This is a genomic window from Paraglaciecola sp. G1-13, from assembly GCF_055809255.1.
This window is the reverse complement of sequence record NZ_CM147903.1, coordinates 3,956,981-3,968,825: the sequence shown is the minus strand read 5'-3', so window position 1 is coordinate 3,968,825 and position 11,845 is coordinate 3,956,981. Positions and strand designations below refer to the sequence as shown.

Here is an 11,845-nt window from a genome sequence, read left to right as displayed (position 1 = left end):
AAGAGATATCCTCTATGACAATCAGCTACATCCCTCTTGATAAAGAGAAACATAAAGATCTAAAAATCAACCTTCAGCACGACTTCGGCTATGCAAAAGAAGCCCATATTGCTGCGGCATCAATCCGTGAATACGCTCAACTAGCTAGCGTAATGCCGGTTGTTTTTGTAAAAGATCCAAATTCTGAGAACTTCCATTCTGTGGCTATGTTGGGAACTGAAAAAGGCTCAAACCTTTTCGTTCATGAAGGTAAATGGCAAGTACATTGTCTGCCTATGAATATTCAACGTTACCCGTTTGACGTGCGTCCTGATGGTGAGAAGTTAGGCGTATTCTTCGACGAAAACAGCGCACTTATTACAGACGACGGTGAGCCAGTTTTCACCGCTGAAGGCGAGCCGAGCCCGTTTTTAGAAAACCGCCAGCAGTTGCTTTCTGAATTAGCAAACAGCGAAATGGCAACACAACGTTTCATTAAAAAATTGGTTGAGCTAGATTTACTCGATCCAATCGAATTATTAGTTAACTACGCTAATGGCGAAAAGCGCAATATTACTGGCATGTTCAGTGTGAGCGAAAAACGTCTGCAAGATCTTAGTGAAGAGCAAGTGGTTGAGCTACATAAAAGTGGTTTCCTAGGGGCAGCGTATGCAGTCCTTATGTCACTTGGTCAGCTTAATCGTTTGGTTCACTTGTCGAACAATACGGACAAGGCGATTCAAAACTTACAGTTGCGCGTAGGTGATGCCATCACTAAAGAGCAAGCGGCAGAGCAACCTGCAAACGCTTAGTGTTTCTATCGTCCTTCTAAACCCGCTTCTCGCGGGTTTTTTTATGCCCTAAATTCAGATGTTGTTACATCTTTTGTTCCATAAGGTACAAAAACCCATTAGGCTAACGCTTGGTTTTACACTGTCAGTCCCAATTAACTATTGAGACTCATCAAAACAGCCGAGGAAACTCAAATTATGTCTGATCCTACGTATACCCCTCCAAAAATATGGTCTTTTGACGCTGAGAATGGCGGGAAATTTGCCAATATTAATCGACCTAGTGCAGGCGCTCGTTTTGATAAGACGCTTCCTCGAGGCAAGCATCCTTTTCAGCTGCATTCGATGGCTACGCCGAACGGTGTGAAAGTCACGGTCATGTTTGAAGAGCTACTTGAAGCAGGCCACAGCGGCGCTGAGTACGATGCGTATCCGGTTAATATCGGTGATGGCGATCAATTTGGCAGTGGCTTCGTAGACATCAATCCAAATTCAAAGATCCCGGCATTAATTGACACCACTACGACTCCAGAGACCAGAATATTTGAGTCAGGCTCTATTCTGCTTTATTTGGCGGAAAAATTCGGCGCGTTCATACCCAAAGATCCAGCGGGACGCACCGAATGTATGAATTGGCTATTTTGGCAGATGGGCAGCGCGCCATTTTTAGGTGGGGGCTTTGGACACTTCTATGCCTATGCTCCAGAAAAATATCAATACCCCATTGACCGTTATGCGATGGAAGTAAAACGTCAGTTAGATGTACTTGATAAGCAATTAGCCCACAACAAGTTTATTGCGGGCGATGAATACACGATCGCTGATATGGCAATTTGGCCTTGGTATGGTGCGCTAGTACGTAACGTGGTTTACGAAGCGGCTGAGTTTTTACAAACCCATAAATATACTCATCTCGTTCGCTGGGCGAATGAAATAGCTGAGCGTCCGGCTGTTAAACGTGGATTGATGGTAAATCGCACTTGGGGTGAGCCTGAAACACAAGTGCCTGAGCGCCACTGTGCAGCAGATTTTGACGGAAAAATTTAACGCTTAACGTGCTTAAATTGAATGGATTAAAGCCACTTTAAAGTGGCTTTTTTACACTCATTGATAAATCTTCTTAAGCGAGACTAATACCAATTCCAGAAAGTAATTTACCACTGGGCAATCATGTATGGAATTGCTGTAACGCATCACAGCATATTAATAGGTTGTCGATGCTTTCTTGGTTAAGAGACCCAACCTTACACTACACTTTAACTACCCGTTTGATGCATGATCTAAGCGCTTAGATTGACGTAAACAAGATATACCGGGTAGTAGGACCAACACATTAATATTAATCAAACAGGTATTCATCATGATTGAATTTTCATTAAACGGAAAAAAAATCACAACCGATGCTGAGGCTGATACGCCTTTGCTTTGGGTTATACGAGACGAGTTCGGCTTAAAAGGCACCAAGTTTGGTTGCGGGATCGCGATGTGCGGAGCATGTACTGTGCATTTCAACGGTTCACCCGTTCGTTCCTGTTCACTGCCCATTAGTGCAATTGCTAATGCTGAAATACGTACCATTGAAGGCTTGGAAGACCAGCACCCACTGCAAAAAGCGTGGGTAGAGCATCAAGTGCCTCAGTGTGGTTACTGTCAATCTGGGCAAATCATGCAAGCCGCAGGTTTACTTGCGACCAATGCTGACCCCAGTGAAGAAGAAATAGAGGCTTACATGAGCGGTAACTTATGCCGTTGCATGACCTACGCCCGCATCAAAGAAGCCATCCAAGACGTTGCGTCACAATCAGATTCCGTGGTGCAGATATACAACCCTAAACGCGAAGCGCAGGGAGTAAGCTAATATGACCCGATTACGTAAAGATAAGGTTGAGCATAGCCGTCGTAGTTTTTTGATTGGCTCAGTTGGTAGCGGCTTACTTATGGCCTTTGCACCCAGTATTAATGCCCTTGAAGTCGCCACTGGCGGAGCCTCAAAGCAATTAGCAGCGAAATCATTTAGCCCGACAGTATGGTTTGAAATAAACACTGATGGCCAAATTCTGGTGAATATTGCCCGAGCTGAAATGGGCCAGCATGTTGGCACAGCAATAGCCCGTATCGTCGCTGATGAGCTAGGGGCTGATTGGGACAATGTTGAAATTAAGCATGTGGATACGGATCCCAAATGGGGATACATGGTCACCGGCGGTTCTTGGTCAGTATTTCAAACGTATGTTCCCATGTCGCAAGCAGGTGCAGCAGGGCGTACAGTACTCATCGAGGCGGGGGCGACATTATTGGGCGTTAAACCGCAAGATTGTACAACCAAAAACAGTCAAGTCGTGGCGGGTGATAAGTCGATAAGTTTCGCCGACGTAGTCAAAAATGGCAATATTGAGCGTACCTTTAGTGCTGATGAACTCGCAGAGTTCAAACCTAAGAGCCCTGCTAGTCGTCAGTTAATTGCGAAATCCAGCCAGGCGTTGGATATCCCAGCCAAAACCAATGGCACAGCACAATACGGTATCGATATTGAACTCGAAGGCATGGTTTATGCGCGCCCGGTCATTCCACCGACCCGTCACGGCAGCAAGGTGAAGAGTGTCGACGACAGTTTGGCTAAATCGGTAAAAGGGTATCAAGGCTATGAAATACTCCAAGACCCAAGCGATACGGTTCAGGGCTGGGTAACAGTACTAGCAGACACCTATTTCGGTGCAGTTAAAGCGGGCAATGCGATTAAGGTTGAATATGATGTCGGCGAGACAGCAAACGTCAATGAGCAGGACATCATCAGTCAAGGGGAAGCATTAGCTAAAGATAAAACCTCGGGCACGCTGGTGGTGGATAAAGGGGACATTGCTAGCGCCGCAAAAGATGCGAAGACATCCCATGAGTCAGTTTACAAAACGTCCTCTGTGCTGCATTTTACTATGGAACCAGTCAACGCCGCAGTAGAGTTTAAAGACGGTATCTGCCATGTGCATTGTGGTAACCAGTGGCAGTCGTTATTTTTACCCGTTGTTGCAAAAGCCGTTGGTAATACTGATGACAACGTTATTATTCATCAGTATTACCTCGGAGGGGGATTCGGTCGTCGCCTTGCTGGGGATTATATGGTTCCTGCGGCGCTTACGGCAAAAGCGCTTGGTAAACCAGTGAAATTGGTTTTTACCCGCGAAGACGATACACGTTTTGACTGCGTGCGTTCACCGTCTGTGCAACAAATGAATGCATACTGGGATGCCGACGATAAACTGCTCGGTATTGAGCATGGCGCAGCTGCTGGCTGGCCGACGCTTGCCATGGCGCCTGGGTTCATGCCTGAAGGCGTGGATAAAAAAGGCAAATTTGACCCATTTTCAATTGCAGGTGCTGATCACTGGTATACCCTGAAAAATCACCGAGTACGTGCGATCAATAACCCATTAGCACAAAAAACCTTTGTGCCAGGCTGGCTGCGCGCGGTAGGTCCCGGCTGGACAGGTTGGGCGGTAGAGTCGTTTATGGATGAAATAGCCCACAAGCAAAATGTGGATCCCATCGATTTTCGCTTATCTATGCTTGATGCCAGCGGAAAAAATGCCGGAGAAGCACCCGTATCTGTTGGTGGCGCAAAGCGTTTAGCCAAAGTATTAACAGATATTCGTGGCAAGGCGAATTGGGGACAGACATTACCTAAAAATCAAGGAATGGGGATAGCGATATCATCAGGGCAAGAGCGAGATATGCCCACGTGGGGAGCGTGTGTTGCTCATGTAGAGGTTGACGTTGAATCAGGTGCAGTAAAAGTGCATAAATTAACTGGCATACTTGATTGCGGCACAGTTGTTCACCCTGATGGGGCGCTGGCACAGACCCAAGGCTCTATGCTATGGGGATTGAGCTTAGCGCTGTTCGAAGGAACCGCTTTTGAAAACGGCCAAGTGAAGGATACCAACCTTAATACCTACTCACCGCTTAGAATGAATAACCTACCTGAACTGGATATTAGTTTCGTGCAGAATACCGAGTTTCCAACGGGCTTAGGTGAACCTGGGCTAATTGCTGTTGCACCAGCAATTGCAAATGCGATATTTAATGCGGTGGGTGCTCGGGTGAGAGATTTACCTATACGCCCTGAAGCGGTGTTAGCTGCGATGCCAAGCTAAACTAAACTATAACCCTCAAAACCTTAATATGGCGTGTATCAGCCGATGCGCGCCGCTTTATCCCCCCTGGACTGTACACATTTAGTGTGATAGACGGTCCTCATCCGGCCTTGTTTCGTACGTATCTCATGTACTTGGCTTAACAATGATCTTTCAAGCATTTAACATTCTTGCAAATTCCCCCCAGCTTTAGTAGTTTGCTGTTCACTCAATCAAAAATAACAATAATAAGAGATGTACTATGTCAGTCGACACTATCTATAAGGTAATCCTTTATCCCTTCATTAATGAATCTCTCGCTAGCCTGAAGGCTATGACCAACCTGACGGGTACTGCTGGCGAGCCTTTCATGGATAGCGTGGAAGATTTTCGTTTCAAAGGATATGCCGTTTGTTCTGAGGTAACAGGGAACTTAGACGGGGTAATCATGATGCATCATTATCCAGAAACGGCTATCTCTATCGGAAACTCCGTTTGCCAGAGTATGTTCGACGAGAAATATGACCACCAAGAAATGACTGACGATCTTCGTAACGCTTTGGCTGAATGGGGGAATACCATAGTCGGCCGTTCTACCGATTTACATAGCCGTTATAGCTTAGAGTATGGATTTTCCAGCCCTTATTTTGTTGAAGACTTAAGTCAGATGGACAAGTATCTCAAAGGTGTTCAACAAGTGGTCACCGTACCTATTTCCATTGAGGGAGTGGGGCGATATTATTTTAATTTATTGGTACGAAGTGTCGATTATCGCGAAGGCGGTATTAAACGTGAAGAAAGTGTGGGGATCGAAAACCCCCATGATGTTGACTTAGCCAAAGACAGTCGTATCTTACTGGTGGACGACAGCGCCATGATCCGCAAAGCGCTTTCACGCTTCTTACATGAATTGGGCTACACCAATGTCGTTGAGGCAGATGATGGTAAGGGCGCGGTTGAAATGGTAAAAAGTAACCCGCCTGATTTCATTTTCATGGATGTGGTGATGAATGAGCTCAATGGAGATCAAGCCTTAGCTGAAATCCGCCGCTTGGGTTCTGATGTGCCAATCGTAATGCTTTCCTCTGTTACCGATCAATTATTAGTGAAATCTTGCCAAGCCCATGGTATTTCAGGTTTTATTTTCAAACCTATTCATGCCAACAATGGCAGTGAAACAATTCAACGTTATTTAAAAGTGGCTGCGTAATATTTTCGGGGGCGTTACACATAAGCATTTCATGGCGTTAATAATTCCTTAAGAATTAAACAATACACTTAGTTATTGATTAATTTGGGCATGCCCGAACTGCCATCGATGAGATAGCGTTTCATCTGACGTGAACTCTACTTTGGCGGCTTATATTTGGTAGTGTAAAATGGAATTGTCTGTTGTTATTCCTGCAAAAAATGAGGCGCAAAATGTTGCGCCACTTATCCATGAAATTATCGATGTACTTGGCGGTGTGGCTGAATTCGAAATTGTCTATGTAGATGATGGAAGTGACGATCGCACGATAAATGAATTGTATAGAATCATTGATGCGGGTTTTGATTGCATTCAACCGGTAAGACACAAAGTTAGTGTGGGACAAAGTACAGCCATTATGAGTGGGGTGAAAGCCGCCTGTGGTGAGCTTATCGTGACCATGGATGCAGATGGCCAGAATGATCCAGCGGATATTCCAACGTTATTAAGCGCTGCACGAAGTGTTGTTCAAGGCTCCGATTATTGTGTCGCGGGGTATCGCCGCAAACGCAAAGACACCCCATGGAAACGTTTTCAATCTAAAGTGGCCAATGGTGTGCGTGCTCGCCTATTAGGGGATGGCACGCCTGATACTGGCTGCGGTTTGAAAATCATACCCAAACACACCTTCATGAAACTACCGTACTTTGATCATATGCACCGCTATATTCCGGCTTTAGTGAAGCGTATACATGGCCAAGTGATTGTGATTGAAGTTAATCATCGAGACCGTCAAGCCGGAGAATCGAAGTACAATATGTTGGGACGTCTTCAAGTAGGGATCGTCGATATCTTTGGAGTACTATGGCTACAACGTAGGGTCAAAGTACCAGAATATTTGGATTAGTTGATGTACCAAAAAATATGCTCACTGTTTGCTTCGAAAGCACTGCAAAAAGGATTACTGTTTCTACTAGTTTGCGCCACTTTAGGCGGCCTAATCAGCACCTTGCCCTTGTTTGACAGCTTTAATCGACAATGGATTGACTCAGCCATTCGTAACAATGGCGCATTAGGTGTAGGGTATTTCATCATTTTCAGCGCTGGTGCAATGGCGATTGGTTGCCCCCGTCAAGTGATGGCATTTTTAGGCGGCTACGCTTTTGGCTTTATGCAAGGCACACTGCTATCCGTCGCGGGCGCAGTAATTGGCTGCACGCTGTGTTTTTTTATCTCTCGCTTTTTACTTAGGCCGTTTATCAAACGCCGTTATGCACAGCGGATTTTTCGCGTAAACGATTTCTTAAAAGACAAACCAATGACCAAAACCATCGTCATTAGGCTGTTACCCGCGGGCAATAATCTATTAACGAATATACTCGCTGGTGTGACTGACGTAAAAGCACGTCACTTTCTAATGGGCTCGGCAATTGGTTATATTCCGCAAATGGCTATTTTCGCCTTAATGGGCAAGGGCATAGTGGTGTTGTCTATCTGGAAAATCGGCTTGAGTGTGCTGCTATTTTGCATATCAACTGCGTTAAGTGTGCGTTTGTATAAGCAATACAAGCACTCAAAACTTATTCAAGTAAAAGCGGCTTCACCGGATAGTGAGCCGGTTCGTGCTTAAGCTATTCGCTGAGAGATTAACCGTATGATAAGTGCTTTCCCTAGGTTATTTAGCCGGCAGAATTTCATTTCAGGTCAGGACCGTACTTTTAATCTTATTTGGTTACTGACCATTTCCTGTTCTTTGATCTTAGTCGGCTTGGGTTTGCGAGATCCCTGGCCTGCGGATGAACCACGCTTTGCGTTAATAGCCAAAGAGATGGTCGACTCAGGTCAATGGTTTTTCCCCATGCGTGGCGGTGAGCTTTACCCAGACAAACCACCGATATTCATGTGGTGTATCGCCCTATTTTACGCGCTGTTAGGCTCGGTGAAACTGGCTTTCCTGTTACCCAGTGCGATCGCTGGGATAGTGACGGTTTTACTGACCTACGATATTGGTCGCAGGCTGTGGTCTGAGCAAATTGGTTGGTATGCAGGTTTGTTGTTGCTTGCTACATTGCAATTCACCCTACAAGCGAAAACAGCTCAAATTGATGCTTTGGTTTGCTGCTTTATTACCATGGGGTGTTATGGTTTATTACGTTTTTTGCTGCTCAACGGTAGCTGGTCTTGGTATTTTCTAGCGTGGTGCTTTATGGGCTTGGGGATTATTACTAAGGGGGTAGGGTTTTTACCACTGCTCATGCTGATACCATTTACCGCGCTTCGGTTTAGTCAGCAAACATATAGGTCAAGCCCTGTAAGGGGATGGACATGGCATTGGCTGCTAGGGCCTGTGGTGATGTTAGGGTGCATCGGGCTATGGGTCTTACCCATGCTTTATTGGGTAGATGTTCAACAGAACCCGCTTTTCGATGCCTATCGAGACAATATTCTATTCAAGCAAACGGTTACCCGCTACGCGGATTCTTGGCACCACTTAAAGCCATTTTGGTATTACCTAACCAATGTTATTCCAGTTTTTTGGTTACCTTTATGTCTCTTTTTTCCATGGCTTATCACGCCTTGGGTGAGGGCGATAAAAGAGGGGGACTGGCGGATTACTTTGATACTGGGTTGGGTCGTATTGTTATTGATTTTTTTCAGTATAAGTCCAGGCAAACGTGGCGTGTACATCTTGCCTGCCTTGCCTATGCTCGCGTTAATCACTGCGCCATACTTACCCCAGATTATGCGCAGTAAAATCGTAAATGGTCTTGTTTATTCGGTTGTTTTGTTATTGTCACTGGCGCTATTAACCTTTGGTTTAGCAGGACTTTTTGATGCAACATTTACCAGCAAACTCAGCATTAAATACTCAATTGAGCCTTGGGGGTTTTTGCTCACCATGGGCATAGTAGGCGTACTGATATGCACTTTTCTGTTGATGGTAAGGAAGTATCGGGTGAGTTTATCGTGCAGTTGGTTGCTGTTTATACCTGTGCTATGGATGGGTTATTCCACATGGGGATATACGCTCTTGAATGACGTTAAAACGCCCAAAAGTGTTTTTGCGAAAATGGAGTTGTTGGCACCTAAAAGTAGACCTCTGGCGCTAGTGAATTTCTCCGAGCAATTTATTCTTTTTTCACCCTATAATGTGACTCATTTTGGCTATCACATGCCAACTGAACTTCAAGTACAGGCAGCGTGGCGCTGGCAAAAATCTCACCCAAATGGACTCATTTTGCTTGATGCACAGACACCCACTGATTGTTTTAATATGACGCAGGGGCACCCTGTAGGCTTGGCTCACCGAGTAAATTGGCTGTTACTTGATAGTTCTGCTAGGCAAGCATCGTGCCCAAAGCCGAGCATTAGGGTCAATGTTTACCATGCAGCTGCATTAGGCACTCATTGATACTTCACTTGGTGACTGATTAAAATGGCGTTTGAATTCGCGGCTAAACTGAGAGGCGCTGGTGTAACCGACTTGAAATGCCGCTTCGTTAGCGCGACTGCCATTGGCAGTGATCAAATCTTTTGCTTTGACTAGACGCACTTTCTTTAAATATTGCAAAGGTGACTCAAACGTCACTTGTTTAAACGCTCGGTGAAAGGCCGATACACTCATGTTGACGTCATCAGCTAGGGTTTCTACCGTTATAGGACTGGCGTAATTAGCGTGTAAAGACGCTAGCGCTCTTGCGACTCTCGCGTAGTGGCCATCGTGCTGAGCGAGACCAAATAGGGTCTTTCCTTGTGGACCACATAACACTCTGTATACCAATTCTTTGACCACATCTGCCCCAAAAATATCAGTTTCAACAGGATTTGCCAGTACCGCCAGTAAGCGCTGAATTGTGTGCTCCAAGGGTGCGTCTACTTTAGCCGCTTGGGCGCAACTTATTTGGCTACATGGCTCGCTTTGGGTATATCGTTGGTGCTGCTGCATATGATTAACTAGTTGATGTAATAACGCGGGCTTAACATCTATAGATAACCCCATGATAGGCAGACCATTGTCCACAAAGGCTTCACATTCCAATGGCATTGGCACCCCGAGTACTAGGTAGTCGCCCGCACCATATTGAATGTGGTGATCTGGAAAATGGATCACCTTTCTACCTTGCACCACTATGATAATGCCAGACTGATAAACCAGTGGTTGCCTCGGACTCCCCTTACTCGCGCGAAAGAAACGCACTCCAGACAGTGCTGTTTCAACGTGCCCCTCAAGGTTGAGTAATCCGGCTTTTTCCGCGAAAACGTGGATCGCATCGACCAAAATGCTCATATTTTTCTCTCTAAACTCGTTAAGAGTTTAAATTATACCACTTGATAGTTTTAGGCAAGCTTTTGGCGTTATTTGCTCTTTTATACTGGATGTTCTGTCTATATTATACATTTACTGCCTGGTGAGAGAGCCACCGATATTGGCTAAGAACGTTAGCCAAATTAATCACAAAGATGAGGAAAATACGATGAAATTTAGTTATGTAAACCCAACCAAAATTCAATTCGGTCAAGGACAAATTGCGTCTTTGGGTGCACTTATCCCAAAAGCGCAAAAAGTGCTGGTGGTATATGGTGGCGGCTCAATTAAAAACAATGGCGTATACGATCAGGTTGTTGCAGCCCTTGAGGAGCACGATTGGCTAGAGTTTTCAGGAGTGGGTGCTAACCCGACAATTGAAGTGCTTGATAAAGCCGTTGCAATCGCTAAAGAACAGAACGTTGATTTCGTACTCGGCGTTGGTGGTGGCTCTGTTATTGATGGAGTTAAATATATCGCAGCGGCTGCAATTTATGACGGCGAAGGTTGGGATATTCTTCAAGGAAAGCATAAAGTCACCTCAGCGTTACCCTTAGGTGCAGTGCTGACTTTGCCTGCTACTGGGTCTGAGTCAAATTCAGGCTCGGTTGTCAGTAAAGCTGCCACCCAAGAGAAGCTTGCGTTTATGGCACCTGCAGTTCAACCAAAATTCGCGGTAATGGACCCAGACGTAATGAAAACATTACCTCAGCGCCAGTTAGTTAATGGTTTAGTCGATGCATGGGTTCATACTTGTGAGCAATATCTGACCTTCAATGCGGGAGCGCTGGTACAAGATGGCTACGCTGAAGCATTGCTTAAAGCCTTGAAAACTCTGGGCGATAATTTTGATAAACAGGACGATGCATGGCGTGCCAATTTAATGTGGTCAGCTAATCAAGCATTGAACGGTTTAATTGGCTCTGGTGTCGCTCAAGATTGGGCTACACACATGATTGGTCATGAGTTGACCGCTTTGTACGGCGTAGATCACGCACGTTCATTGGCCATTGTTCAGCCATCATTATTGCGTAACCAATTGGGTGCGAAAAAAGCGAAATTAGAGCAAATGGGTAGAAATGTGTTTGGTCTGACTGAATCAGATGATCTAGCAGAACGCACCATTTCAGCTATCGAAGCCTTCTATCATAACTTGGACGTGGCTACTCAACTGACCGAGCACAATGGTGACAAAGCACAGGCAGTAGAAGCTGTTGTGTCACAACTTGAAGCTCACGGTATGAAAGCGTTAGGCGAAAACCAAGCAATTACGCTGACTGAAAGTCGCGCAATACTGGAACAAGCGGTTGCCTAATTTGCGGTGGGTAACATTACTTTCAATGTTACTTTCAATGTCACCTACAAAATAGTTTTGTGTGTTGTCGCTACGCCTTCTTTCTATGGCGTTAGCGGCCTTTTTATTTAGCAAAACAAAAAGGGTTACACAAATGTG

Annotated in this window: 10 protein-coding genes; 9 read left to right on the top strand and 1 reads right to left on the bottom strand. The window is 45.3% G+C overall.

The features are described 5' to 3' along the window. Positions 1-14: 14 nt before the first annotated feature. The 8 genes from AC0L6N_RS16780 to AC0L6N_RS16745 all read left to right on the top strand — a co-directional run bounded on the left by AC0L6N_RS16780 (position 15) and on the right by AC0L6N_RS16745 (position 9,498). A complete protein-coding gene (locus AC0L6N_RS16780; protein WP_011576405.1) occupies positions 15-791 on the top strand; it encodes a SapC family protein in 777 nt (258 codons plus the stop codon). Positions 792-968: 177 nt separating this feature from the next. After that, complete coding sequence (yghU, locus tag AC0L6N_RS16775; protein WP_473476158.1) at positions 969-1,817, top strand: glutathione-dependent disulfide-bond oxidoreductase; 849 nt, start codon at positions 969-971, stop codon at positions 1,815-1,817. A gap of 313 nt (positions 1,818-2,130) precedes the next feature. Continuing rightward, positions 2,131-2,628, top strand: coding sequence for a (2Fe-2S)-binding protein (locus AC0L6N_RS16770; protein WP_473476156.1), 498 nt, complete (start codon positions 2,131-2,133; stop codon positions 2,626-2,628). A 1-nt stretch (position 2,629) separates the two neighbouring features. Continuing rightward, the gene (locus AC0L6N_RS16765; protein WP_473476154.1) at positions 2,630-4,918 is read left to right on the top strand and encodes a xanthine dehydrogenase family protein molybdopterin-binding subunit; all 2,289 of its coding nucleotides are present in this window, start codon (positions 2,630-2,632) and stop codon (positions 4,916-4,918) included. Positions 4,919-5,159: 241 nt separating this feature from the next. Further along, the gene (locus AC0L6N_RS16760) at positions 5,160-6,107 is read left to right on the top strand and encodes a response regulator (protein WP_473476152.1); all 948 of its coding nucleotides are present in this window, start codon (positions 5,160-5,162) and stop codon (positions 6,105-6,107) included. Positions 6,108-6,276: 169 nt separating this feature from the next. Continuing rightward, positions 6,277-6,993: a glycosyltransferase family 2 protein gene (locus AC0L6N_RS16755; RefSeq protein ID WP_473476148.1), complete on the top strand. Its 717-nt coding sequence runs from the start codon at positions 6,277-6,279 to the stop codon at positions 6,991-6,993. Positions 6,994-6,996: 3 nt separating this feature from the next. Beyond that, positions 6,997-7,716 (top strand): TVP38/TMEM64 family protein, encoded by a 720-nt coding sequence (locus tag AC0L6N_RS16750; RefSeq protein ID WP_473476146.1) that lies wholly within the window; start codon positions 6,997-6,999, stop codon positions 7,714-7,716. 24 nt (positions 7,717-7,740) lie between these two features. Next, positions 7,741-9,498 (top strand): ArnT family glycosyltransferase, encoded by a 1,758-nt coding sequence (locus tag AC0L6N_RS16745; protein WP_473476144.1) that lies wholly within the window; start codon positions 7,741-7,743, stop codon positions 9,496-9,498. On the opposite strand, the gene AC0L6N_RS16740 is transcribed toward AC0L6N_RS16745, so the two are convergent. Further along, positions 9,484-10,374 carry an AraC family transcriptional regulator gene (locus tag AC0L6N_RS16740; RefSeq protein WP_473476142.1) on the bottom strand — a complete coding sequence of 297 codons (891 nt, stop codon included), beginning with the start codon at positions 10,372-10,374 and terminating at the stop codon, positions 9,484-9,486. The genes AC0L6N_RS16745 and AC0L6N_RS16740 overlap by 15 nt on opposite strands. A 187-nt stretch (positions 10,375-10,561) precedes the next feature. Between AC0L6N_RS16740 and AC0L6N_RS16735 the strand changes: the two genes are divergently transcribed. After that, positions 10,562-11,707 (top strand): iron-containing alcohol dehydrogenase, encoded by a 1,146-nt coding sequence (locus tag AC0L6N_RS16735; RefSeq protein WP_473476140.1) that lies wholly within the window; start codon positions 10,562-10,564, stop codon positions 11,705-11,707. Positions 11,708-11,845: the final 138 nt, after the last annotated feature.

What these genes read in the sequence shown, in the direction of transcription:
- AC0L6N_RS16780 (WP_011576405.1), top strand. Translation starts at nt 15, where the DNA reads ATGACAATCAGCTACATCCCTCTTGATAAAGAGAAACATAAAGATCTA.
- yghU (WP_473476158.1), top strand. Translation starts at nt 969, where the DNA reads ATGTCTGATCCTACGTATACCCCTCCAAAAATATGGTCTTTTGACGCT.
- AC0L6N_RS16770 (WP_473476156.1), top strand. Translation starts at nt 2,131, where the DNA reads ATGATTGAATTTTCATTAAACGGAAAAAAAATCACAACCGATGCTGAG.
- AC0L6N_RS16765 (WP_473476154.1), top strand. Translation starts at nt 2,630, where the DNA reads ATGACCCGATTACGTAAAGATAAGGTTGAGCATAGCCGTCGTAGTTTT.
- AC0L6N_RS16760 (WP_473476152.1), top strand. Translation starts at nt 5,160, where the DNA reads ATGTCAGTCGACACTATCTATAAGGTAATCCTTTATCCCTTCATTAAT.
- AC0L6N_RS16755 (WP_473476148.1), top strand. Translation starts at nt 6,277, where the DNA reads ATGGAATTGTCTGTTGTTATTCCTGCAAAAAATGAGGCGCAAAATGTT.
- AC0L6N_RS16750 (WP_473476146.1), top strand. Translation starts at nt 6,997, where the DNA reads ATGTACCAAAAAATATGCTCACTGTTTGCTTCGAAAGCACTGCAAAAA.
- AC0L6N_RS16745 (WP_473476144.1), top strand. Translation starts at nt 7,741, where the DNA reads ATGATAAGTGCTTTCCCTAGGTTATTTAGCCGGCAGAATTTCATTTCA.
- AC0L6N_RS16740 (WP_473476142.1), bottom strand. Translation starts at nt 10,374, where the DNA reads ATGAGCATTTTGGTCGATGCGATCCACGTTTTCGCGGAAAAAGCCGGA.
- AC0L6N_RS16735 (WP_473476140.1), top strand. Translation starts at nt 10,562, where the DNA reads ATGAAATTTAGTTATGTAAACCCAACCAAAATTCAATTCGGTCAAGGA.